This is a genomic window from Streptomonospora litoralis (genome assembly GCF_004323735.1).
Lineage (GTDB): Bacteria > Actinomycetota > Actinomycetes > Streptosporangiales > Streptosporangiaceae > Streptomonospora > Streptomonospora litoralis.
The window spans coordinates 1,527,045-1,551,466 of the sequence record NZ_CP036455.1 but is presented as its reverse complement, the minus strand read 5'-3'; the positions used below and the strand labels follow the sequence as shown (position 1 = coordinate 1,551,466).

The following is a 24,422-nucleotide window of genomic DNA, read 5'->3' as shown; positions in this document are numbered from 1 at the left end:
ACGCAAGCGCCCCCTCCGCACCGCCGGCACCGTCTGCGACCGAGCCGCCCCGGGATCGCCCGGCCCGTCGACCGGGGCCGAGGCGGCACCCGCGAGGTGCTCGCGACCCGCGCGCAACCGGGCCTCGCCGACCGCATCCGGCCACGTTCACTCCTGCCTTCTTCCACTACCCGGCGCGGGCGCCGCGGATCGCACCGCCGCCCCGCCGAACTGGTTGCAGTCCCCACTGTGACGGCGTGCGTGCATTCCGTATCCAGGGACATACCACCCCCACCTGGCTCACCAGAAGTCAACCCGCGTATTGTGAGCGTGGATGTGACCTCAGCGGCTGTGAGGTCCGGCTCCACGAACCCCGCACACTGCACGTCAACGATCCGAGAGCGATCCCCCGCGTCCGTGCCTGTGCGTCGTGACCCGCGACGGGCACGAACGCCTTCGGCTCGGCGCCGCTCAACGTCACCGCGGCACCTCCGCGGCGTGGCGCAGTACAACGTCACAGGGGAGTGAGACCCGCATGCCCGACACCCCTCAAGCGGGAGCGCAAGGCAGCGTCGGCCTGCGCAATCCGCTCGTCGTCGCGGGCCGAAACCATTTGTCCACCGATCCGGCCAACATTATGGATGAGCGCCAACCGCCACCTGACACCGAGGTTCGCGGGCCGCTCGCGCGGCGCCGGTTCCCCGGTCTCGCCAGTCAGATCCAATACGCGCGCCGCTTCGTCGAACGCATGCTGGCGCCTTCTCCCGAAACGACCACCGCGACCCTGCTGACCAGCGAGGTCGCGACCAACGCCGTCAGACACAGCTCGTCGGGCATGCCCGGCGGGAAGTTCGAGGTGACGGTCGACCTGGCTCCGGGTTGGGCGCGAGTGGAGGTCCGCGACCTCGGCAGCCCCGAACAGCCCCGCGCCCAGCACCGCGATCCCTACGACACCAGCGAGCACGGGCGGGGGCTGGACCTGGTCGAGGCCCTGGCCGCGAAGTGGGGCAGCGAGTCCCGCCCCGACGGGCTGGGCAGGCTGGTGTGGTTCGAGCTGGTGTGGGAGGCCCAGGCCGGGGAGGAGAGCCCCGCTCAGTTGGCGGAGTGAGACCGCCCGCCGCGCCGCCGGGCGGTACGCGGTGAGACAGCGCCCCTTTCGGATACGCCCGCCGGCCGGGCACCGCCGAAGGGCAGCGCAGAGCGCCGGCACGGGCAGCGGCCCGGCCGGCGCCCGTACCGCTGCGCTCGGGGAGCACGTTCACCCGCGGTGAATGCTCCCGGGCATGACGAAGGGCCTCCCGCTCGGGGAGACCCCGGTGAATGTGGGCGTGGTCGGGAGGTCGAGCGGTCCGCTGGGCGAACGCCCATGCACTAGGCGTCCTCCTCGGTGTCGGGAGGGGTGCTGGGCAGGCGGTACTTCTCGTAGAGCTCGCGCGCGTAGTCCTTGGCTTCCTGGGAGGGCTCGTCGCCGAGTTCCTCGCGGACGAGCTCGTCGAGTTCGTTGTCCTTGCTTTCCATGACTGCAGCTTGCCTGCCGTGGGGGTCCGATCACAAATCAGCGCACCGGCGGTGCGCCGCGGGGTGCCTTTGGCCGGGCCGGGGTGAGGGGCATAGGCCCGCAGCGGGGTGGCGGCGGTCGGCCACCCGGAATACCAGGTGGCGGTGCCCGGCGAGCGCCCCGGGCCGCGGGCCGCGGGGGTACGCGAAACGGCGGCCGCCGCGGGTGGCTCCCGCGGCGGCCGCCGTTGTCACGGATCTACTCGGGGATCAGCCCGCGCGCCTCAGCCGCGCGAGCCGCCGCCGACGTCGGCGCCCTGCTGGGTCGCTTCATCGTCGGACCCCGTCTGCACCTTGCCGGCCCCCTTCTCACGGGCCTTCTGCAGCGCCGCCTCGCGCTTGATGCGGCGCCGCTCGGCACGGCGCTCCTTGCGGCCCTCGGCCATGGTGTAGAGCACCGGCACCAGCACCAGCGTGAGCAGCGTCGAGGTGATCAGACCGCCGATGACCACGATGGCCAGCGGCTGCGAGATGAACGCCCCGCCGCCGGTGATGCCCAGCGACATCGGGGTCAGCGCGCCGATGGTGGCCAGCGCCGTCATCAGGATGGGCCGCAGCCGGTGGCGCGATCCCTCGACGACCGCCTCGCGCAGCTCCATGCCGTCGTCGCGGTACTGGTTGATCAGGTCGATGAGCACGATGGCGTTGGTGACGACGATGCCGATCAGCATCAGCATGCCGATCATCGCCGCCAGGCCCATGGGCTGACCGGTGATCAGCAGCAGCCCGATCGAGCCGGTGGCCGCGAACGGGATCGACACCAGCAGGATCAGCGGCTGCATCAGGCTCTTGAACGTCGCCACCATGATCAGGTAGACGATGGCGATCGCGGACAGCATGGCGACGCCCAGCTGGGTGAACGCCTCGGTCTGGTCGGAGCTGACACCGCCCAGCGAGGCGGATGCGCCCTCGGGCAGGTCCAGCTCGTTCAGCGCCTGGGTCAGCTCGGCGCTGACCGCGCCCAGGTCGTCGGCGGTCGGCGAGGCCGACACGGTCGCGCTGCGCACGCCGTCGGAGCGGGTCAGCTCCGGCGCCTGCATGACCTCCTCGACGTCGGCCACCGCACCCAGCCGGATCTCGTCGCCGGTGCCGGAGGTCAGCTTCAGGTCCTCCAGGTCGTCGACGCTGGACGGCTTGGAGATGTCGCGCACCACCATGTCGTGCTGGGTGCCGTCGATGGTGGCGGTGCCGACCTGGGAGCCGCGGAACGCCTGCGAGACGGCCTGGCCGATCGCACCCTCGCTGAGGCCCTCCTCGGCGGCCTTCTCCCCGTCGACGTCGACCTCCAGAGCGGGCTGCGAGGCGGCGATGCTGTTCTCCACGTCGGCGGCGCCGGGGATGTCCCGCATCTCCTCCTCGACCATGGTCGCGGCCTCGTTCAGGGTCTCGCGGTCGTCGGCGCGGACGTCGACCTCCAGCGAGGTGCCGCCCATCGCGCCGGCCGCGGACATCCGCAGCTCGGAGTCGGTGTCGACGTCGGCCATCGCCTCGCGCAGCCGCTCCTGGAGCACCTCCTGGTCCCCTTCGGGGTCGGCGGTGATGGTGTAGGTGACGCTGTTGGCGCCGCCGCCCATCATCGCGGCCATTCCGCCGCCTCCGCCGCCGCTGATGGAGGTCTGGTAGGACTCCACCCACGACATGCCCTCAAGGGTGTCCTCGACCTTCTGCGCCTCTTCGTCGGCGGCGTTCAGCGAGGTGCCCCGGGGCAGCTCCTGGGTGACGGCGTAGGTGTTCTGCCCCTGGTTGCCCAGGAAGCTGGTCTGCAGGCCGCCCGCGGCGACGACGGTGCCGATGAGGATGAGCACCGAGGCCGCCAGCGTGAGGATGCGGTGGCGCGTCGACCAGCGGATGACCGGCAGGTACATGCGCTGCAGCGGAGTACGCAGCTCGCGCCGGTGCTCCTCGGCCTTGATGCGCTCCAACTCCTCGGGCGGAACCACGCGCGGGCGCATGAACCAGTACGCCAGCACCGGGATGATCGTCAGCGACACCAGCAGCGAGGCGCCCAGCGCGAGGCTGACGGTCACGGCGAAGGGCCGGAACAGCTCGCCGGTCTGGCCGCCGACGAAGCCGATCGGCAGGAACACCGCCATGGTGGTCAGGGTGGCGGAGGTGATGGCCGTGGCCACCTCCCGCACACCGGTGAAGACCGCGGTGAACTTCTCCTCGCCGTAGGCCATGTGCCGCTTGATGTTCTCCAGCACGACGATGGAGTCGTCGACGACACGCCCGACCGCGACCGTGAGCGCGCCCAGGGTCAGCAGGTTGAGCGAGTAGCCGAACGCCTGGATGCCGATCATCGCCACCAGCAGCGAGACCGGGATGGACACCGCGGTGACGAGCGTGGAGCGGATCGACAGCAGGAACACCAGGATGACGATGATCGCGAAGGCCAGCCCGAGGCCGCCTTCCTCGGCCATCGCGACGATGGAGTCGTTGATGAAGGGCGCCTGGTCGAAGACCACGGTGACCTCGGCGTTCTCGCCGAGCATCGGCTCGATGTCGTCGATCGCGGCCTGTACGGCCTCGGAGATCTCGACGGTGTTGCCGTCCGGCGTCTTGGTGATCATCACGCCGAGGCTGGGGTCGCCGTTGGTGCGGGTGATGCTGGACGCCTCGGCCGTGCGCAGTTCGACGTTTGCGATCTCGCTCAGCCGCACGGGCTCGGGGGCACTCTGCTGGGCGCCGGGCATGCCCGCGGCGGCGCCCGCACCGGCGCCGGCACCGGCTCCCGGGGCGCCGCCGGCGGCCGCGCCGCCCGATGCCGCGCCCGCGCCGCCCGCGGTCACCCAGACGTCCTTCACGGCGTCGACCGACTGCAGCTTGCCGCCGGTGGTGACGGTCAGCGTCTCGCCGTCCTGGGTGATGTCGCCGCCGGGGGTGAGGGTGCCGCTGGCCTGCAGGGCGCTGGTCACGTCCCCGACGCTGAAGCCCTCGTCCTCCAGCTTGTCGTCCTTGGGCGTGATGACGACCGAGGACTCCCGGATGCCGGTGACCTGCGCGGCGCGCACGCCGTCGATGGACTCCAGCTCGGGAACGACCTGCTCTTGAAGCGGGTCGGCGAGCGCCTGCTCGTCCCCGTCCCCGGCACCCGCCGCCAGCATGACGACGGGGATGTCGTCGGTGCCGAAGGCCATGACGTTGGGGTCGACGTCCTCGGGCAGCAGGGCTTCGGCCTGGTCGACGGCCTGCTGGACGTCGCGCACGACCGCGTCGCTGCTGTCGCCGTAGTCGAACTCGGCGGTCACCTGGACCGAGCCGGTGCTGGAGGTGGAGGTGTAGCTGACGACGCCGGGGACGCCCTGCACCGCCTGCTCCAGCGGCTCGGCGACCTCGGTCTCGACGACCTCGGGAGACGCGCCCTGGTACTGGGCGCTGACATTGACCATCGGTACTTCGATGGTGGGCATCAGCGCGCGCTGGGTGTTCACCGTCGCCAGCACACCGAAGACCACGGCCGCGAGAGTGATGAGCAGGATAAGGGCCCTGTTGCCCAGGGAGATTCTGGCCAGCCGGTTCACGTCGTCCCCCTGGACCGCTGCGCGCCCGCTCGTAGGAAGGGGCCGGATGGGACGCCAAGAGGGAACTTGGCAGATTGGGACATGAGAGTCGTTACTCCTCGAAAAGACTTCTCGCGCTGCAAACGGCACCGCTGCGACGAGCGGTAGACGATCGATGGTCCGCGCGGGCATCAGAACGGGGCCGCGCGGGTACTGCCGGGCACGCAGCAACCACGATACTTCGCGACATCGCCGGATTTCACCGTGAGTGAGCCGACATCAGGTGGCTGTCAGGGAGCTGTCAGGGCCGTATCAGGGTCGCCCTGAGGCCCTTGAGCGGCGGGGACGCTGTCGACCCTCCGCGACGGCGGCCCGGCGTGCGGTACCGGGGCGGGCCGTTACCGGCCACGCTCCGCCGGGGCCGCGCCGAAGCGTGGCTCACCGAACACGGTACGCGGGGCATCCTCCGCGAACCATGCGCACGCCGCCACCACGAGGCCGCGGCAAGGGGCCGCTTTGCTCTGCGGTTCATGTCCCGTCTCCGCCGAAGGAGACTTCCGTGGGCCGCGCGTTCCGGCTCAGCCGGTCGGCACCGGCGTGTTCTCCCCCGGCGGCACGTGCTCGTCGGCGACGCCCCAGACGACGCGCAGCAGGTCGTCCAAGGCGTGGGTGAGGGAGTCGTCGACGAGCTTGTAGCTGACCTGGCGGCCGCGCGCGGTAGTGGCCACCAGGCCGCATTCGCGCAGGCAGGCCAGGTGGTTGGACACGTTCTGCCGGGTAAGACCCAAGTGCTCGGCGAGGTGGGCGGGGTAGTCGGGGCCGTCGAGGAGGGCGAGCAGGAGACGGCAGCGGGTGGGATCGGCGAGTGCCCGGCCCAGACGCTGGATCGCGGCTAGGCGCTGCTCGGAAGTCAACATGAAAACCATTTTACAGTATTTGCTGTATCGACAGCCGAGCCTGTATAAACAGTTGTGGCTGAACAATCGTCCCCGCCCTCGCGGCGGCGCGGACGCCGGAGCCGTACGCGCAGGAGGAGACGGCATGGGCCACGGACACAAGCACGGCCACGGGCACGCCACCGCCGCGGGCGCCAACCGCGGCCGCCTGGTGATCGCGCTGGTGCTGATGCTCTCGGTGGCCGTGGTGCAGGTGATCGGTGCGGCGATGTCGGGCAGCCTGGCGCTGCTGGCCGACGCCGGCCATACCGTCACCGACTCCTTCGGCGTCCTCCTCGCCCTGACCGCGGTGTGGATCGCCAACCGCCCGCCCAACGCCGACCGCACGTTCGGCATGCAGCGGGCGGAGGTCCTGGCCGCCGCGGTCAACGCGCTGACCCTGTTCGCGCTGTGCGGTTTCGTGGGCTACGAGGCCGTGCGGCGGCTGCTCGACCCCCAACCGGTGGCCGGCCCGTGGATGATGGCCGTCGCGGGCGTGGGCCTGGTCGCCAACGTCGTCGCGCTGCTGGTGCTGCGCGGCGGCCAGCGCGAGAGCCTGAACGTGCGCGGCGCCTACCTGGAGGTGATGGGCGACGCGCTCGCCTCGGTCGGGGTCCTCGTCGGCGGCGCGGTCATCTGGCTGACCGGCTGGGAACGGGCCGACTCGCTGATCTCGCTGGGCATCGCGGCCTTCATCGTGCCCCGCGCCTGGAGCCTGCTGCGCGAGGCGGTGCACGTCCTGCTGGAGTCCACGCCGCGCCACGTGGATCTGGAGGAGGTGCGCGAGCACATGATGCGCCAGCCGGGCGTCATCGACGTGCACGATCTGCACGCGTGGACGATCACCTCCGGCATCCCGGTGATGTCGGCGCACGTCGTGATCGAGGAGCACCGCCTCGCCGACGCCGGCCGCGTGCTCGACGACCTCCACGCGTGTCTGTCCGGGCATTTCGACGTCGAGCACTCCACACTGCAGCTGGAGCCCGACGGCCATGTCGACCACGAGGGCGCCCGACATGCGTGATGTGAATCACGCACTCCGCCACGAGGGGCGCAACGGGGTTCACACCGACTCCCCCGAACCGGATCTACCGCCCCTGACCTGGACATAACGCCATAATGTCTGGCAGAGTCATCGCTCGGGCTTGGACGATCCTGATCGTGCGCCTCATGACTCGACAGCACCGATCTTGGGCATCGTGAGTGTGCCGGGGCCTCCGATCGGCGGCTGGCGGTCGCACTCGGCGCACCGAAAGGTTCGAACCTGCCTGTGGGGGAGACACGACACATGACCAACAGACGCAGCCTGAGCGGAATCGCCGACGCCCTCCGCGAAGACGTGGTCAGCGGATTCCTCCTCATCGCCGGCGCCGTGGTCGCCCTGCTGTGGGCCAACTCCCCCTGGAACCACTCCTACGAGGCCATCCGCGCATTCACCTTCGGCCCCGAGAGCCTCCACCTGCACCTGTCGGTCGAGGAATGGGCCGCCGACGGGCTGCTGGCCGTGTTCTTCTTCGTCGTCGGCAACGAGCTCAAGCAGGAGTTCGTGCACGGCGAGCTGCGCAATCCCCGCCGGGCGATGCTGCCGATCGTCGCGGCGCTGTGCGGCATGGTCGTGCCTGCGGCCGTCTACGCCGGGATCAACTTCGGCCAGGGCGACGCGCTACGCGGCTGGGGCATCCCCATGGCCACCGACATCGCCTTCGCGGTGGCCATCCTGGCGGTCGTCGGGCGGTTCCTGCCTCCGGCCCTGCGGACGTTCCTGCTGACTCTGGCGATCGTGGACGACCTCGGCGCCATCGTCGTCATCGCCGTCTTCTACACCGACCATCTGGCCTTCGCACCGCTGATCGCGGCCATCGCGCTGCTCGCCGTCTTCGGCTACCTCCAGCGCGGCCGGGGCCTCGCCGCCGCGCTCGACCGCTCCCGTGTGCCCAACTGGATCGTCTACGTGCCGCTGGCCGCGGCCATCTGGGCGCTGATGCACGCCAGCGGCGTGCACGCCACCATCGCCGGCGTCGCCATGGGCATGCTGATGCGCACCAGGAGCCTGCCCGGTGAGGAGGGCGACCCCAGCCACCGTGCGGAGCACATCATCCGGCCCTGGTCCTCGGGCCTGGTGCTGCCGTTCTTCGCGCTGATGTCGGCGGGCGTGGTCTTCACCGGGCTCGGCACGATCTTCACCGACACCGCGGCGCTGGGCATCATCGTCGGCCTGGTCGGCGGCAAGCTGCTCGGCATCTTCGGCGGGGCGTGGGTCACCACCAAGGTCACCAGCGCCGAATTGAACCCGTCACTGCGCTGGGTCGACATCTGCGGCATGTCGCTGCTGGCGGGGATCGGATTCACCGTCTCGCTGCTGATCACCGAACTCTCCTTCGCCGACCATCCGCAGATGCTGGAGGACGCCAAGGCCGGTGTGCTCTTCGCGTCCCTGCTGGCCACCGTGCTGGCGGCCGGCGTGCTCGGCGTGCGCAGCGCCCAGTACCGCAAGCAGGGCCCCCCTCCCCGGTCCCGCGACTCATCGGGGCACGGGGCGCGCTGAGGCCGGCCCGGGCGCGCGCCCGAGTGCCCGCACGACACGCCACCGCCCTCCCGCGTAGGCGGCCGCGCGGCCGACACGGTTTCATGGGACGCGGCACCGGCCCGCCGCGTCCCCGTGCGGGGCACCGGCCGGCCCCGTTCCAAGGCCCCCCGCGTGACCGAAGGCGATAATCAGGACCACGATGCAAGTGAAGATGCCTGCGCGCCGCTCGCGCCTACGCAGCCTCGTTTCCCGCAGGCTGCAGCGACTGGCGCGCCCGCGGGTGCGGCTGGATCTGCGGCGACTGGTGTGGGGCAGCCCCGCGCGGCTGTTCGTGGTCCTGTTCGTCGTGGTGGACCTGGCCGGCGCGGCCGTTCTGCTGCTGCCCGCCGCCCATGCCGAGGGCACCGGGCTCTCTGCCGTCGAGGCGCTGTTCACCTCGACGACGGCACTGGCGGTGTGCGGGCTGAGTGTGATCGGCATCGGCTCGGAGCTGACCGTCTTCGGGCACATCGTGGTGGCCGTGCTGATCCAGGTCGGCGGCATCGGCATCATGACCCTGGCCTCGGTGCTGGGCGTCGTGGTGATCCACCGCTTCGGGCTGCGCATGCAGCTGGGTGTCCAGGCGGAGACTCGCAGCCTGAGTATGGGCGACGTGCGCGGCATCGTCGGCCGCGTCGTGCGCGCCAGCCTGGTGTGCGAGGCCGTGCTCGCCGCGGTGCTCGTGCCGGCGATGTGGCTGGGCCACGACATCCCGCTGGGCCGGGCGTTCTACAGCGGCGCCTTCCACGCGGTGTCGGCCTTCAACAACGCCGGGCTCTCCCTCTACGACGACAGCCTCACGCGCTTCTCCGGCGACCCGGTCATCCTGCTGCCGGTCGCGGTGGCCACGATCCTGGGCGGCCTGGGGTTCCCCGTGCTGCTGGAGCTGCGCCGCCACGTGCGCTCCCCGCGCGCCTGGAGCCTGCACACCAAGCTCACGGTCAGCACGACGGTGCTGCTGTTCCTGGCGAGCATCGTGGCGATACCGGCCCTGGAGTGGACCAACCCGGGCACGCTGGGCCCACTGGGCACCGGGGCCAAGCTCGTCGACGGCGCCTTCCACGGCATCATGCCGCGCAGCGGCGGCTTCAACGTCGTCGACGTCGGCGCGATGGACCAGTCCACGCTGCTGGTCACCATCATGCTGATGTTCGTGGGCAACGGCAGCGCGGGCACGGCCGGCGGGATCAAGGTCGCGACGCTGGCCGTGATCTTCCTGATCGTCTGGGCCGAGATCCGCGGGCACCCGCACGTGCACGTCTTCGGGCGCCGACTGACACCCGGGGTGATCCGCGAGGCGCTGAGCCTGCTGTTCCTGTCCATGACGGTGGTGGTGGCCTCCACCGTCGGCCTGCTCGTGGCCACGCCTTTCCAGCTCGACCAGGTGCTCTTCGAGGTAGTCTCGGCTTCCGGGGTCGTGGGGCTCTCGACCGGGATCACCGCCGATCTTCCGGATGCGGCCCAACTGCTGCTCGTCGTGCTCATGCTGGCCGGGCGCATCGGGCCCATCACGTTCGCCTCCGCACTGGCGCTGCGCGAACACACACGGCGCTACGACCTCGCAGAGTCGCGGCCGATCATCGGCTGAGGCCGCCCCTCGCCGCGGGGGAGCAACCGAGGAGACGGAGAAGACAGTGCAGCGCAGCAGGCCCCACGACAAGCGAGTGCTGGTGATCGGCCTGGGACGGTTCGGCAGCTCACTGGCTCTGGAGCTGGTCGCCCACGGCTGGGAGGTCCTGGGCATGGACTCCAACCCCCGGCTTGTGCAGGCGTTCTCCGAGTCGCTGACCCACACCGTCGTCGCCGACGGGACCGACGACGAGGCACTGCGCCAGATCGGGGCGCACGAGTTCACCCGCGCGGTGGTGGCCATCGGCACCCACCTGGAGGAGAGCATCCTGGCGGCCTCCCTGCTGGTGGACATGGGCGTACCGCACATCTGGGCCAAGGCCACCAGTCGCCGGCACGGGCGCATCCTGCAGCAGATCGGCGCCCATCACGTCGTCCTGCCCGAGCACGACATGGGCGAGCGGGTCGCGCACCTGGTGTCGGGGCGCATGCTCGACTACGTCGAGATCGAGGAGGACTTCGCCCTGGGCAAGACGCGTGCCCCGAGGGAGATGATCGGCCGCAAGCTCGGCGAGACCAAGGTGCGGACCAAGCACGGCATCACGGTCGTCTGCATCAAGCGGCACGGCGAGCAGTTCACCTACGCCACCGCCGAGACCATCCCGCAGAAGGGCGACGTGATCGTGGTGGCCGGGAAGACCGACGACGTGGAGAAGTTCGCCGAGATCGCCTGACCGGTGCGGCGCAAGTGACCGTGCGGCGCAGGGCGGCGCTGCCGACACCGCGGCACTGCGGCACCGCGGGACGGCCTCTCGGGCGGGCGTCGTGCCGCCGCTGGCTGCTGTCCAAGCCTCTACCCAGGGGAACCGGACGTATCTCCCGAACCGACCAATGTCCCCCAAGTCACCCCCAAGACCGCCTTGCCATGAATTGACAATCATTTTCATTTTCCTCATCATGAGGGCATGCGAGGACGGATCGATATCAAGCTGACCGCGGTCTGCGCGGCGGCGGTGCTCACGGCCGCGGGATGCGGCGACGGCGGGCAGGCGGCGGGCGAGGCTTCCGGGAAGCTGAGCGTCGTCACCGGCGTGTACCCGCTGCAGTGGCTGGCCGAGCAGGTCGGCGGCGACCACGTCGACGTCGCCAACCTGACCGAGCCGGGCGCCGGACCCCACGACCTGGAGCTCACCCCGCGCCAGATCGGCCAGGTCGGCGAGGCCGACGTCGCCTTCTACGTCGCCGGCCTGCAGCCGGCGGTGGACGACGCCGTCGAGTCCCAGGGCGGCGGCAACGCGCTCGACGTCGCCGAGCTGGTCGACCTGCGCACGCTGGAGGCCAACGCGGAGGCCGCCGAGGGCGGCCACGACCACGGCGCGCAGGAGGGCGGCGACCATGAGCACGGCGGGGAGGCATCCACCGACGACGCGCAAGAGGGCGGCGACCACGACCACGACCACGGCGAAGAGGGCGCACACGGCCACGGGGCGCTCGACCCGCACATGTGGCTCGACACCGAGCGCTTCGCCGAGGCGGCCTCCGGTCTGGCCGACCGGCTCGCCGAACTCGACCCCGACCACTCCGCGGACTACGCCGCCAACGCCGAGTCGGTGGACGGTCTGCTCGGCGAGATCGGCACCGAGTACACCGAGGGCCTAGCCGAGTGCGAGAGCCGCGACATCGTCGTCAGCCACAGCGCCTTCGGCTACCTCGCCGCGCGCTTCGACCTGCACCAGATCAGCCCCGCCGGGCTGGACCCGCACTCCGAGCCGTCGCCCGCCCGACTGGCCGAGGTCGCCGCGACCGTCCGCGAGCACGACATCACCACGGTGTTCACCGAGCCGTTGAGCGACTCCGGCGCCGCCCGGACCATCGCCGCCGAGGCGGACGCCGAGACCGCGATCCTCGACCCCATCGAGGGAATCACCGACCGCTCCCCCGGCGACGACTATCCCTCCATCATGCGCGCCAACCTCGACACCCTCACCGAGGCCCTGCGCTGCTCCTAAGCCGTGTTTAGGAAGTGCTGGATCGGTCCGGCTCGCATGGGCGGCCGGGCCGTACGGCTCCCATCCGCTACGCGGACTTGCCCGAACTTGCCCGGCCTTGCCCCCGGCCGGGCGGCCGGCTGATCGACGGGGAGCAGCGGGCACCGCGGACGGCGGCGGGCCGGGGCCCGCAGTCGAGGGAGCGGGCACCGCCGATGGCGGCGGCCGGCGGGGGGCGGCTCGGGTCTGCTGGGCGGCCTTGTCGGTCTGCCGGGCGGCGGGTGGCCTGACGGGGAACGACGGGCGCCGAGGACGGCGGTGGGTCCGGTCCGCGGTTGTCGGGTCGGGGGCTCGCCGGTGGCGGTGGTCGGCGAGGGGCGGCGACGGCAGCAATGGGGCCGGGCCCGCGGGCGTCGGTTCCGGTGCCCGCCGGTGGCCCACCCGACGGGATCGGCGAGGAAGCCGGGGAGCCGGGAGGCGCTCGCGGGCCCGTTATGTCGCAGGGCGGCGCGGCGATCGTGCCCGGATGACGAAATCCAGCGGCGTTTCTTGGGAATTCGGCCACGATCGCTACGACTTCCGCGGCCGGCTCCGGCACGCCGGACATAGCGGGCGCCGGGTCGGCAGGCGCCGCCGCCGTGTTCCGACCGGGCCCGGGCGCCGGCATCGGAGGCCCCGCGCGGTGTGGCGCGGTCGCGGGTGCCCGCACGGCGCCCGCGCCGGATCGGGGGCCGGGGGCGACGACACGTCGCTCGTGGCGCCCGGGCGCGGCCGCCGGGGCCCCGCCGCCCGATGGGGTCGGCTTTTGGGGGTCTATGCCCGTTTTGCGGGCGGCGTCGGCGGACGCGGTGGCCACGAGGTGCACGAAAAGTCGACGCCGGGGGCGTTTTCGCGCCATTCGGCGCGCTTCGTGGGCCGTCGCCGCCGCAGGGCGGGCGCGGGTCCACTGGTGATTCGGGCATTGGCGGGCAAACCACCCCGTGTTGTTCCGTATCGCGGAATTACGCTGCGGGGGTCGCACACCGAGGCGGATGGGGCCGCACCTACGTGCAACCCGTGGCCCTGATCCGGCTGCATGATCGCCGCCGGGAGCCCCGCATCAGACCCGCACCGAGCGGGCGGCGCCCTCGGGGCTCGCCCACCCGCGGCCGGGACCGGTGACCGCCGCCCCGACTCCCGCGGGCCCGGCCCCGCCGGCGTCGTCGCCGCCTCGTCGGCCGCCCCACCGGCGGGCACCGGTACCGGCGGGCGCGGGCCCAGCCGTCCGCCGCCGTCCTCGCCGCCGCTTTTCCAGTGAAGACCACCTGCAACCCGGCAGACCGCAGCCGCCCTCCATCGGCCGCCGCCACCGGCGAGCACCCGAACCGGTGGCCGCAGGCCCAGCCATCCGCCGCCGTCGCCGCCGCTTTTCAGCCAAGTCCGCCCGACACCCGGCAGACCGACAAGGCCGCCCAGCAGACCGCAGCCGCCCTCCATCGGCCGCCGCCACCGGCGAGCACCCGAACCGGTGGCCGCAGGCCCAGCCGTCCGCCGCCGTCGCCGCGGCTTTCCGGTGAAGTCCGCCCGACACCCGGCAGACCGACAAGCCCCGACAAGGCCGCCCAGCAGACCGGCGTTCTTGAACACGGCGTAGACCTACGGACGCCGCAGGCGGCACATCCCGCCGAGGCCCGGGGACCCGCGAATGGGAGTTCCCGGGCCCCCGTCGTTCCGGCGGTCTGCGTTCCTGCCGATAAAGCTGCGAAAGGGGAGGACAGCGCGATGCACGTGCGCTATCCTGCTCAAAGTACGGTGCTAATGCACGTGCATACGATAGTGCATCGTGCTGTGCACCATATAGCTCCCCAAAGAGAACAGGAGTTTTCCATGAGCGCCTACAACGGCATCTCGGCTACCGAACTCCAGGACGTCAGCTGGCAGAAGAGCCGGCGCAGCAACTCGCAGGGCGCGTGCGTCGAGATGGCCCGCCTGGGCGACGGCTCCATCGCGATGCGCAACTCCCGTTTCCCCGACGGCCCCGCCCTCGTCTACACCCAGGCCGAGATCGACGCCCTCATCCACGGCGCCAAGGACGGAGACTTCGACAACCTGCTCGGCTGAAGCAGCCCTTCAGCGCACCCGGCGGCGCCGCGACACCCCCGCGGCGCCGCCGACGGCACACACCCGCAGAGCCAACGCAGCCCCGCGGAGCGCCGGCCGCTCAGGCCGCAGCGCCGCGGGGCTCTGCTCGTTCGCCGGGCCCGTTGCTACGACGACTGCAGGTCGTCGATCATGCTCCGCAGGATGTCCTTGGTGCGGTCGGGCGGTTGAGCGATGACGCTCAGCCGCTCCATCGCCATGGTGTAGGCGTCGATCTCCGGGCGGCGGTCCAGGCACATGGAGCCGGTGAGCTGCTCCAGGTAGATGATGTCGGACAGGCCGAAGTCGGGGTAGCGCAGGATGGTGAACGACCCGGCCTCGGCGGCGTGCGCACCCGCGCTGAAGGGGATGATCTGCAGTGTGATGTTGGCGCGCTCGTTCAGCTTGATCAGCCGCTCCAGCTGCCCGCGCATGACGTCGGGCCCGCCGACGGGGCGGCGCACCGCGGCTTCGTCGATGATCGCCCACAGCTTGCAGCCGCCGTCGCCCTCGATGTGGCGCTGGCGCCGCATTCGCACCGCCACCCGGTCTTCGGCCTTGGGGTCGGCGATGGGGCGCCCCGCCGCGATGACCGCGCGGGCGTACTCCTCGGTCTGCAGCATGCCGGGCACGAACTGCGCCTCGTAGACGCGGATTCGCGTGGCGGCCTCCTCAAGGCCGACGTAGACCTGGAACCAGTTGGGCAGCGCGTCGCCGTACTCCTGCCACCAGCCCGGCTTCTTGGAGTCGCGCGCCAGGCGGACCATGGTCTGCACCTGGTCCTTGTCGGTAACGCCGTACAACTTCAGCAGGTCCTCGACGTCGCGGACCTTGAAGCCGACCCGTCCCAGTTCCATCCGGCTGATCTTGGACTCCGAACCGCGGATGTAGTGGCCCGCCTCGCCGCGGGACATCCCACGGGCCTCGCGGTACTTGCGCAGTTCGGATCCGAGCAGCATACGGCGGACTGTGGGACCGCTCCCCCGCTTCAGACGAGCTATGTCCACAGCCGCTGCCTCCCTACTCGTCGCTCCCCGCGGCCCGACCTGTGTGCAGGGGCCGCCGCGCCGCGCGGAACACCCACGCGCACCCCACGATATCGCCGATCCTGCCGATAGCTCGATGGCCGCAGCACGGAAACCCCGCCGATTGCGGAATTCCGCCGGTGCGCGGTCGCCGCCGGCCCGTGTTCGCGGGGTCGGCGAACGGAGCAGGTCACCCGAAACGTGCCCAGACGTGCTTTCCGGAGGGCAGGGTAGGCAGAACCCCCCACCCGCTGCAGAAACAGGACACAAGGTGCAGACCCCGGCCGCTCTCGAACCGGAGGCCGGGCTCGCGCCGTTCGGGCATCCGGTCGCTGCGGTCGCGGACGGCGCAGACGAGTTCGGAGCCGCGCCGGAGCAGACTCATCTGAATGGGGTCGTCGGCCTCCGCACCGTGCAGACCCGCACCCGCCGTCGTGCGGACGCGGCGTCCGTGCCGCAGGGCGTTGGTGACGAGCTCGGAGACGACCAGTTCGACGTCGGGGGCGCGAGCCGCCATCTCCCACTGCCCGAGCACTCCGGCGCAGACCTCCCGAGCAACGGCCGCCGCTCCGGTATCGGCCTCCAGGTTCCAACAGAGCGCCTCGAGGCGGGCGTGGCACGTGGCGGCGGCCGCGTCCAGCGGCCCGCTCAGCAGCGCCGACGACCACCACGCTCTGGGTGAGGGAGCCCCGACCGGCCTCGGACGCTCCCCGTTGCCGACTCTTCCTGTTGATTCGCGGGCTGGTTGTCCGGTCACCGCGATCCCCTCGCAGTCGTCTCGGTCGGGTTCCGAAAACCGGAATTCCGGCGCACGGAACCTCCTTGCGTGCCCACGCGCAAGAGCCATATGCACGTGCATTCTCCGCTTGCACGCATCCTAGGGCACCGATGGGCCGGACTTCAGAGAAAGCGAGTAGTTCGCCGCAGACTTTTCGGCGGGGATTCGCGGCGACGCGCTCATCGGCTGAAACGCGGGTAGCGGCGGACGGCCGGAAATACCGTTCTGCCGCGGAACCGCCGGATCCGAAGGCGCCGCGCGGCTGTCTGCGATCTGGTGCCGACGGCCGCCGGAAGCCCGGATCCGCTGCGCGCGGGCGCGTGATCCGGGTGGCGGTGCCCTCAGGCGGCGAGCAGCGTGCTGTGGACGCGGTCGGGATAGTCGGTGATGATCCCGTCGACGCCGTCGCGGATCAGCCGGCGGATGGCCTGGTGGTTGTTGGCGGTCCAGCCGAACATCGACAGACCCTGGGCGTGGGCGTGGCGCACGTAGGGCGCCGATACCCGCAGGTGGTGCGGGTTGATCAGGCGGGCGTACTGGGCGATCCGGCGCAGGCCGTAGCGGCCGTAGGTCTTGCCCAGGGCCGCGGTGTGCAGCCCCGGGACGTCGCCGGCCATGCCCCGCAGGGTGACCCAGTCGAAGCTCTGCAGGATGAGCCGCCCCTCCGAGCCCGCCTCGCGCCAGTGGCGGTCGGCGCGGATCTCCTCGGCGAGGCGCCGCGCCATCGCGCGATCGCGGCGCTGCACCTTCAGTTCCACCAGCGCGCCCAGACCTTCGTCGCGCAATACCTGCAGGCACTCCTGCAGGGTGGGGACGCGCTCGCCGGCGAACTCCGCGCCGAACCAGGCTCCGGCGTCGAGTCGGCGGAGCTCGGCGAGCGTGAAGTCGCGGACGTTCCAGCTGCGGCGCTGCGCAAACACCTCGGCGACGTCCGTGGTGCGCCGCAGCGAGGCGTCGTGGAGCACGACGAGGGCGCCGTCGGCGGTCTGGCGCACGTCGATCTCGGCCATGTCGGCGCCGCGCTCGCGCGCCATGCGCAAGGCGGCCAGGGTGTTCTCGGGGGCGTGGCCGGAGGCCCCCCGGTGGGCCACGACGATCACCGCCGCCACCCCCGCGGGGTGCGCCCGAAGCCGACTGCCGCGGTCCCGGCGGCCGCCCTGTGGCGTACGGCCGAGTCGGGCGTGTTGCGCGTCGGGGTGCCGGCGAGCGACATGGCCACTGCCTCTTTCCACTCGGTCCTGATGGGCCCGTCTTCCAGGCTCACCGCTCCTGGCCAACATCGGGTTGACGAGGAGTGATCGCCCGGTGGAGCGCGCCGGGCGGTTGCCCGGTTGCGGAAGTGGGGCCGGTCACGGGCAGCGCGGGCGGATTCACAGCGTCACGATACCGCCGAATCGACGAGGAATTCCGCTACGGCGAGTAGTGGCCGGTAGACCCTACCAGAACGGTGGTGCCACCACCTCGGCACAGCGGGTGCCATCCCCACCGGGCGCCTCGGCGGCCGCGGCGCGGCGCGCCCGCACCCACGCGGCGCGTCCGCGCGGATGCGCTGCGCGACCGCGTCCGCGGCCACCGCCTCTGCCCGGCGCGCGCGGCCGGGCGCGCCCGTCACCGTGCGCGACCGCGCGTGGCGCCCGCCCTCACCGCAGTCCGGACACCGACAGGCCGTAGAAGTCGCGGGCGTTGGCGCTGAGCGCCGCCTCGGCATGGCGCGGGCCCAGCGCCTCGGCGACGAGGTCCAGATCATCCGGAGCGAAGGGACGCGGAGCGCGCGTACTGGGCAGGTCGGTACCGGCCATCAGCGCGCCGGGGTTGACCTCCGCGATGGCGCGCAGGGCGGCGGGCACGTCGAGGTCGCCGCGGCCGAATCCGGTCGCCTTGACGCGCGCGCCCGAGCCAACCATCGCCAGCAGTGCGGGCAGACCTTCCCGCGAGAGCCCGAGGTGGTCGACGCTGACCCGCGGCAGCGGCGCGATGCGGGGGGCGAGCGCGCTCAGCTCGCGGGAGTCGACGTAGATCTCGGTGGGCCAGCCGAGCAGTTCGGCCGCGCGCCTGCCGAGCTGCACCATGGAGTCCAGGTCGTCGACCCCGCTGCGGTGGAGGTTCAGCCGCAGGGCGCGCACGCCCGCCGCGTGCAGGTCGCGCAGGTGGGAGTCGGAGGTGTCGGGGGCCAGTTGCGCCACGCCCACGAACGCGGGTCCCAGCTCGCGCAGCGCCGCCACCAGGTAGTCCTGGTCGGTGCCGTTGAAGGACCCCGCCACGACGGCGCCGCCGGTGACGTCCAGCGCCCGGACCCGGTCGCGGTAGTCCGCGACGGTGAAGGGGTCGGCGCGATACCCGGCATTGCCGGGCTGGGGGAAGCGGGGATCGATGATGTGGAGGTGGGCGTCGAACAACGCCAGTGCCTCGATTCGGCCGGGAGCATGGACGCACCGCACAGGTGGAGTCGGGCTCGAGCATCCTGTGCGGTCCGCTCGGCCCGGGCGACCACGGTAGTGCCTTCCGCTCGCCGCGTCGTCAGGGTCTTACGGTCCCACTGTGGCCATGGAAGATTTTCGACACGAGCCGCCGTCCCTCCGCGCCTTCTCAACTGCTGTGACCCACATACCACCCGGTCGGTATGAAGCGGATAGGATCGGCCCGATGTGTCCCGGACCACCGAATCGAAGGAGCCACATGTCAGAGACCCCACGTGTCGCAATCGTCACCGGCGCCGCCCGCGGCATCGGCGCGGCGACGGCGCGCAGGCTGGCCGCCGACGGGCGCGCCGTCGCCGTCATCGACCTCAAGGAGGATGACGCGCAGGCGACCGCCGACCGGATCGCCACCGACGGCGGCACCGCGATCGCCGTAGGGGCCGACGTCAGCGACGCCGACCGGGTCGCGTCGGCCGTCGCCCAGGTGGCCGAGCGCCTCGGCCCGCCGCAGATCCTGGTCAACAACGCCGGCGTGATCCGGGACAACATGCTGTTCAAGATGTCCGAGGACGACTGGGACACGGTGATGAACGTCCACCTGCGCGGCAGCTTTCTGATGTCGCGCGCCGCCCAGGAGCACATGACGTCGCAAGGCTGGGGCCGCATCGTCTCGCTGTCGAGCACCTCGGCCCTGGGCAACCGCGGCCAGGCGAACTACTCCACCGCGAAGGCCGGGCTGCAGGGCCTGACCAAAACGCTGGCCATCGAGCTCGGCAAGTACGGGGTCACCGCCAACGCCGTGGCCCCCGGCTTCATCGAGACCGACATGACCAAGGCGACCGCCGAGCGCGTGGGTATGGACTTCGAGGAGTTCAAGGCTGCCGCCGCGGCCCAGATCCCGGTGCGCCGTCCCGGACTGCCCGAGGACATCGCGGCCACGGTCTCCTTCCTCGCCGGCGAGGAGTCCGGTTTCGTCTCCGGCCAGGTCGTCTACGTCGCCGGCGGTCCCCGCGACTGACACCCCACCCCCACACCGGCTCCACCTGCTTCATTCGGAGGTTCCATGACAACGGCTCCGGCGGGGGCGTCGCTCGACGCACCCGCGCTGCGCCAGCGGGTCGCCGACTTCGTCGCCGAACACGATCCCGCGACCACCGATCAGCGCGAGTTCCTCGCGGCGCGTTTCGACGCCGGACTGGCCTGGGTGCACTTCCCCGAGGGCGAAGGCGGCCTGGGCGCACCGCGGGCTCTGCAGTCCGTCGTCGACGAGGAGTTCGAACGCCTGGGCTACACCCCCGTCGGCCGTGAAGGGCTGGTCATCGGCCTGGGCATGGCCGCCCCCACCATCCTGGCCTTCGGCACGTCCGAGCAGCGCGCCCGCTACCTCAAGCCCCTCTACACCGGCGAAGAGGTCTGGTGCCAGCTGTTCAGCGAGCCCGGCGCCGGCTCCGACCTGGCGGCGCTGGGCACCCGCGCGGTGCGCGACGGCGACGGCTGGACGGTCACCGGCCAGAAGGTGTGGACCTCGCTGGCCCACCGCGCCGATTTCGCCATCCTGGTCGCCCGCACCGACCCCGACGTGCCCAAGCACAAGGGCATCACCTACTTCATCTGCGACATGAGCACCGACGGCGTGGACGTCCGGGCGCTGCGCCAGATCACCGGCGAGGCCGAGTTCAACGAGGTCTACCTGAACGACGTGCGCATCCCCGACACCCAGCGCCTCGGCGACGAGGGCGAGGGCTGGCGCGTCGCCCAGACCACGCTGATGAACGAGCGCGTCTCCATCGGCGGCTATCCCGAGCCGCGCGAGGGCGGGCTCATCGCGGTCGTGTCCCACATCTGGCGGACGCGCCCCGAGTTGCGCACTCCGGGCCTGCACGACGCCCTGATGCGGCTGTGGGTGGACGCCGAGGCCGCCCGGTTGACCAAGGAGCGGCTGCGCCAGCAGTTGGCGATCGGCCAGCCCGGCCCGGAGGGGTCGGCGGCCAAGTTCTCCTTCTCCCGGCTCAACCAGGAGATCTCCGGGCTGGAGCTGGAGATGCTCGGCGGCGAGGGGCTGACCTACGACGACTGGACGTTCCGCCGCCCCGAGGGCGTGGAGATGGCCAAGCGCTCGGCGGGCTTTCGCTACCTGCGCAGCAAGGGGAACTCGATCGAGGGCGGCACCTCGGAGATCCTGCGCAACATCATCGCCGAGCGCGTCCTGGGCCTGCCGGCCGAGCCCCGCGTGGACAAGGACGTGGCATGGAAGGACCTGCCCAAGTGAGCGGCGCACGACTCGGCCGGAGCCCGGCCGCGACGCGGGCGGGCGGCAATCGGAAGACGGCGGCGCGCTCGGAGCGCGCGGACTAGGGAGCGCGATGAGCGAGAAGCAGCTCGACCTGCTCTACAGCGAGGTCGAAGAGGAGCTCCGGGCGAGTGTCCGGGCGCTGTTGGAGGACAAGAGCCCGGCGTCGTCGGTACTGGCACGGGTGGAGACCGACCAGGTCACCGACACCGCCCTGTGGAAGGAGCTGGCCGACGTCGGCGCCGCCGGCCTGCCGGTTCCCGAGGAGCTGGGCGGCGCGGGCGCGAGCCTGCGCGAGAGCGCGGTGGTCGCCGAGGAACTGGGCCGGGCGGTGGCTCCGGTGCCGTTTCTGGGCAGCGCTGTGCTGGCCACGGCCGCGCTGCAGGCGTGCGGGACCGAGGCGGCCGCGGAGCTGGAGGCGCTCGCCGCGGGCGAGTCCACCGCGGCGCTGACCGTCCCGCTGGCGGCGATGCCCGGTGCCGCGTTCCCCGAGGACGTGCGCGCGCGGGACGGCAGGCTGGAGGGCACGGTGCGCAACGTCGCCGACGCGCTCACGGCCGACACCCTGGTCGTCGCGGCGTCGGGGCCGGATGGGCCGGGCCTCTACGTGGTCGCGGCGGACGAGGCGCGCATCACCCCCGTCGTCACGCTGGACCTGACCCGCCCGCTGGCCGAGGTCTCGCTGGAGGGCGCCGCGGGCCGGCGTGTGGCCGCGGGGGCCGACGCCGAGAAGGCGCTCCGCCGCGCGCTGGTGGCCGGGGCGGCGGTGTTGTCGGCCGAGCAGCTGGGCGTGGCCCAGTGGGCGCTGGACGCCACGGTGGACTACGTCAAGACCCGCACCCAGTTCGGCCGCCCGATCGGGTCGTTCCAGGCGATCAAGCACCGGCTGGCCGACCTGTGGGTGGCGGTCTCCCAGTCCCGCGCCGTGGTGCGCAGCGCCGCCAGCGCGGTGGCGGCCGCGCAGGAGCCGGGGGCCGGGGACGCGGAGCGAACCGAGGCCGAGGTCAACGCCTCCCTGGCGCAGGCGTTCGTCTCGGGCGTGGCGGTCACGGCGGCCGAGGAGGCGGTGCAGCTGCACGGCGGCATCGGCTTCACCTGGGAGCACCCGGTGCACCTGTACCTCAAGCGGGCCAAGAGTGACGCGCTCGCGCTGGGCACCGCCGACCGGCACCGCCTCGCCCTGTCGGGGCTGGTCGACCTCCCGGCGCCGACCGCCTGAACCCGGCGGGAGGACACCAGCCGGGGCGCCGACCGGCCATCGAGCCGGTCGGCGCCCCGCCTCACCGCCGCGACCCCCGCAGTAATCCGCCCCCGGGGGGGGCGACAGGGTTCCTGCACAGCCCGCAGCCGCAAGCCCGCGTCGACGATCTCAGCCAGCGGCCGCGGTCTTGGCGACGGCCTCGGCGGCGGTGTCGATGTCGGTGTCGGAGATGTCCAGGTGGACGACCAGGCGCAGGCGGTTCTCCCCCAGCGGTACGCAGCCGATGCCCTCGCGAGCGAGCAGGTCGGCGAAGTCGCGCGCCCGTCCGGCGGGGGTGGACACGACGACCATGTTGGTGCGCGCCTCCGCGGAGAGCGACGGCGACTGGGCGATACTCTCCGCCAGGCGCCGCGCCCGCGCGTGGTCCTCGGCGAGGCGGTCGATGTGGTTGCGCAGCGCATACAGCGCACCGGCCGCGACGATCCCGGCCTGGCGCATGCCGCCGCCCAGCAGCTTGCGCGCCCGCCGGGCCTCGGCGATCGCCTCGGTGCCGCCGGCCAGGGCCGAGCCCACCGGCGCCCCCAGCCCTTTGGAGAAGCACACCGACACCGTGTCGGCCCCTTCCGCGATGCGTGCGGGCGTCTCCCCCAGTGCCACGGCGGCGTTCCACATCCGGGCGCCGTCCAAGTGCAGCAGCATGCCGTGCTCGCGGGCGAAGGCGGCGACGCGGCGCTGCTCGCTCGGCGGGACGATGCGCCCGGTGAAGGTGTTCTCCAAGCAGATCAGGCGCGGTCGGGCGCGGTGCACGTCGCCGGCGCCGCGGGCCCACGCGGCCAGTAGGCCCTCCTCGGGGTAGCCCAACTCGGAGTCGTAGGTGCGCGGCAGCACGCGCGCCAGCACCGAGGTGCCGCCCTGCTCGTTGGCCACCACGTGTCCCTCGCGGTGCGTCCAGACCTCGTCACCCGATCGGGTGGACACGTAGACGGCGATCTGGTTGGACATGTGTCCCGAGGGCACGTACAGCGCCGCCTCCGTGCCCAGCAGTGCGGCGGTCTCCTCCTCCAGCGCCCGGACGGTGGGGTCCTCCCCGAAGACGTCGTCGCCCACCTCGGCCTCGGCCATGGCCCGCCGCATCGCCGGGGTGGGACGGGTAACGGTGTCCGAACGTAGGTCGATCATGCGGTGCGCTCCGTTCCGCGAGTGCCGAGTACCCCTTTTCTCCTGGTGCGGGGCCCGGAAACGCCAGCCTAGCGACCCCGGCCGCCCGCAGCGGACGGCGGGCACGGGCGGCATGGCACACAGAGCCGCGCAGCGGCCGTCCCCGCACACCTGCGGGCAGCGGCAGGCTCAGTCCAGGGCCCGCTCCATCGCGGTGACGGCCAGCTTGGCGGCGCTTTCGACGCCGTCGACGCCGGTGCCGTAGTCGGCGTTGCGGTCGGAGAGGACCGCGACCAGGTACTCCCGTTCGCCGCGCACGATGCGGCCGGTGCTGTTGACGATCCACAGCCCGCCGTCGCTCTTCGCCGGCGACCAGCCGTTCTTGAGCTGCGCGGAACCGGCGGGCTCGGCGGCGGCGCTGATCCCCCACGACTGCTCCGGCGCCACGGTGGCCATGAGGGAGCGCACGTACTGACGGCTGCGCTCGCTGAGCGGGCTCGCCGGGGTGAAGACGGTGCGCAGCAACCGGAGCCGGTCCTCGGTGGTGGTCTTGGTGGCTCCCCAGACGCCGCGCGGGTTCGGGCGGGTGGCGAGCATCCCCAGACGCCGGCCGGCCGCGGTGAAACCCGCGGTGAAACCGTTGTGCCGGTAGGCGGTGTCGGCCGCGTCGTTGTCGCTGTAGCGGATCATCTCCTCGGCGATTGCGGTCTCGTGGTCGGTGAGGAAGCGGTTTTCCTCCTCGGCGCGCAGCAGCATGTGCACGAGGAGGTCGAGCTTGACGACGCTGGCGGTGCTGAACCCGGTGTCGGCGGCATAACCGAAGGCCGCGCCGGTACGCAACTCCTGCACGGAGAGCGCGAGGCGTCCCGGCCGGTCCGCGAGGTGCTCGTCGAGCCGCCGGGTGAGGCGCGCGCGTTCCCGCGGGGACAGCGCAGCCGCCGTCTCGATCGCGGCGGAGCCTGTGGGCGGCGCGGGTTCGCCGACGACGCCGACGGCGCGCGGGTGGCCGCCGGTGGGCCAGAGCGAGGCGAGGGCCGTACTGGCGAGAATGGCGCCGATCAGTGCCGCGACCGCCCCGAGGCGACCCCGCCGCCGGCGGACGCCGTCGCGGGTCCCCGGCCGCGCCGCGGGGTGTGTGCGAGTCCGCAGGTGCCCCAGCAACCGCGCCGCGAGCACTCCCGGATGAGCGGCCGCGTCGCCTGGCCGCCCGGCGATGAGCCGCCGTGGCACCGCTGGTCCTCCACCGTCGCTCGGGCGCCGTGCGGTAGGGCGTCGGCGGTGGCGCCTGTGGCTGCGCGCGCCGCGGAGAGGGCCGCCCCGGCCGCCTGGGATGTACCGAAT

Annotated in this window: 19 protein-coding genes; 10 read left to right on the top strand and 9 right to left on the bottom strand. The window is 72.1% G+C overall.

Translation table 11 applies throughout. The annotated features are described in order from the left end of the window. Window positions 1-616: 616 nt before the first annotated feature. On the top strand, window positions 617-1,087 hold the full coding sequence (locus EKD16_RS06540; RefSeq protein ID WP_131102136.1) for an ATP-binding protein: 471 nt from the start codon (window positions 617-619) through the stop codon (window positions 1,085-1,087). A gap of 263 nt (window positions 1,088-1,350) precedes the next feature. On the opposite strand, the gene EKD16_RS25245 is transcribed toward EKD16_RS06540, so the two are convergent. The 3 genes from EKD16_RS25245 to cmtR all read right to left on the bottom strand — a co-directional run bounded on the left by EKD16_RS25245 (window position 1,351) and on the right by cmtR (window position 5,962). After that, window positions 1,351-1,497 (bottom strand): hypothetical protein, encoded by a 147-nt coding sequence (locus tag EKD16_RS25245; protein ID WP_165498511.1) that lies wholly within the window; start codon window positions 1,495-1,497, stop codon window positions 1,351-1,353. Window positions 1,498-1,760: 263 nt separating this feature from the next. Then, window positions 1,761-5,057 (bottom strand): efflux RND transporter permease subunit, encoded by a 3,297-nt coding sequence (locus tag EKD16_RS06535; RefSeq protein WP_131097559.1) that lies wholly within the window; start codon window positions 5,055-5,057, stop codon window positions 1,761-1,763. Between the two features lie 557 nt (window positions 5,058-5,614). Next, complete coding sequence (gene cmtR, locus EKD16_RS06530) at window positions 5,615-5,962, bottom strand: Cd(II)/Pb(II)-sensing metalloregulatory transcriptional regulator CmtR (protein WP_131097558.1); 348 nt, start codon at window positions 5,960-5,962, stop codon at window positions 5,615-5,617. Between the two features lie 115 nt (window positions 5,963-6,077). On the opposite strand from cmtR, the gene EKD16_RS06525 reads away from it, so the two are divergent. The 6 genes from EKD16_RS06525 (at window position 6,078) to EKD16_RS06495 (ending at window position 14,194) form a co-directional block, all read left to right on the top strand. Further along, a complete protein-coding gene (locus EKD16_RS06525) occupies window positions 6,078-6,995 on the top strand; it encodes a cation diffusion facilitator family transporter (protein WP_131097557.1) in 918 nt (305 codons plus the stop codon). Window positions 6,996-7,259: 264 nt separating this feature from the next. Continuing rightward, complete coding sequence (gene nhaA / locus EKD16_RS06520) at window positions 7,260-8,516, top strand: Na+/H+ antiporter NhaA (RefSeq protein ID WP_131097556.1); 1,257 nt, start codon at window positions 7,260-7,262, stop codon at window positions 8,514-8,516. A 181-nt stretch (window positions 8,517-8,697) separates the two neighbouring features. Further along, on the top strand, window positions 8,698-10,125 hold the full coding sequence (locus EKD16_RS06515; protein WP_242677264.1) for a TrkH family potassium uptake protein: 1,428 nt from the start codon (window positions 8,698-8,700) through the stop codon (window positions 10,123-10,125). Window positions 10,126-10,171: 46 nt separating this feature from the next. Beyond that, on the top strand, window positions 10,172-10,840 hold the full coding sequence (locus tag EKD16_RS06510; protein ID WP_131097555.1) for a potassium channel family protein: 669 nt from the start codon (window positions 10,172-10,174) through the stop codon (window positions 10,838-10,840). Between the two features lie 231 nt (window positions 10,841-11,071). Further along, complete coding sequence (locus EKD16_RS06505) at window positions 11,072-12,115, top strand: metal ABC transporter substrate-binding protein (protein ID WP_131097554.1); 1,044 nt, start codon at window positions 11,072-11,074, stop codon at window positions 12,113-12,115. Window positions 12,116-13,960: 1,845 nt separating this feature from the next. Next, a complete protein-coding gene (locus EKD16_RS06495; RefSeq protein WP_131097552.1) occupies window positions 13,961-14,194 on the top strand; it encodes a DUF397 domain-containing protein in 234 nt (77 codons plus the stop codon). Between the two features lie 146 nt (window positions 14,195-14,340). Here the strand turns inward: EKD16_RS06495 and EKD16_RS06490 are convergent, their stop codons facing one another. The 4 genes from EKD16_RS06490 to EKD16_RS06470 form a co-directional block, all read right to left on the bottom strand. Beyond that, window positions 14,341-15,171, bottom strand: a complete 831-nt coding sequence (locus tag EKD16_RS06490) for a helix-turn-helix domain-containing protein (RefSeq protein WP_131097551.1) — start codon at window positions 15,169-15,171, stop codon at window positions 14,341-14,343. A 256-nt stretch (window positions 15,172-15,427) separates the two neighbouring features. Next, window positions 15,428-15,994, bottom strand: coding sequence for an ATP-binding protein (locus tag EKD16_RS06485; protein WP_242677263.1), 567 nt, complete (start codon window positions 15,992-15,994; stop codon window positions 15,428-15,430). Window positions 15,995-16,356: 362 nt separating this feature from the next. Beyond that, entirely contained in the window at window positions 16,357-17,115 is a 759-nt protein-coding gene (locus EKD16_RS06480) for a glycerophosphodiester phosphodiesterase (RefSeq protein ID WP_131097549.1), read from the bottom strand. Between the two features lie 540 nt (window positions 17,116-17,655). Next, window positions 17,656-18,411 (bottom strand): amidohydrolase family protein, encoded by a 756-nt coding sequence (locus EKD16_RS06470; protein WP_242677262.1) that lies wholly within the window; start codon window positions 18,409-18,411, stop codon window positions 17,656-17,658. Between the two features lie 280 nt (window positions 18,412-18,691). Between EKD16_RS06470 and fabG the strand changes: the two genes are divergently transcribed. From fabG to EKD16_RS06455, 3 genes are all read left to right on the top strand, one after another. Then, on the top strand, window positions 18,692-19,450 hold the full coding sequence (gene fabG / locus EKD16_RS06465; RefSeq protein ID WP_131097547.1) for a 3-oxoacyl-ACP reductase FabG: 759 nt from the start codon (window positions 18,692-18,694) through the stop codon (window positions 19,448-19,450). A gap of 45 nt (window positions 19,451-19,495) precedes the next feature. Continuing rightward, window positions 19,496-20,701 carry an acyl-CoA dehydrogenase family protein gene (locus EKD16_RS06460; protein WP_131097546.1) on the top strand — a complete coding sequence of 402 codons (1,206 nt, stop codon included), beginning with the start codon at window positions 19,496-19,498 and terminating at the stop codon, window positions 20,699-20,701. 94 nt (window positions 20,702-20,795) lie between these two features. After that, the gene (locus tag EKD16_RS06455; protein WP_131097545.1) at window positions 20,796-21,941 is read left to right on the top strand and encodes an acyl-CoA dehydrogenase family protein; all 1,146 of its coding nucleotides are present in this window, start codon (window positions 20,796-20,798) and stop codon (window positions 21,939-21,941) included. A gap of 150 nt (window positions 21,942-22,091) precedes the next feature. Here the strand turns inward: EKD16_RS06455 and EKD16_RS06450 are convergent, their stop codons facing one another. Continuing rightward, on the bottom strand, window positions 22,092-23,102 hold the full coding sequence (locus EKD16_RS06450; RefSeq protein ID WP_131097544.1) for a threonine aldolase family protein: 1,011 nt from the start codon (window positions 23,100-23,102) through the stop codon (window positions 22,092-22,094). Between the two features lie 168 nt (window positions 23,103-23,270). Continuing rightward, window positions 23,271-24,311 (bottom strand): serine hydrolase, encoded by a 1,041-nt coding sequence (locus tag EKD16_RS06445; protein ID WP_131097543.1) that lies wholly within the window; start codon window positions 24,309-24,311, stop codon window positions 23,271-23,273. Window positions 24,312-24,422: the final 111 nt, after the last annotated feature.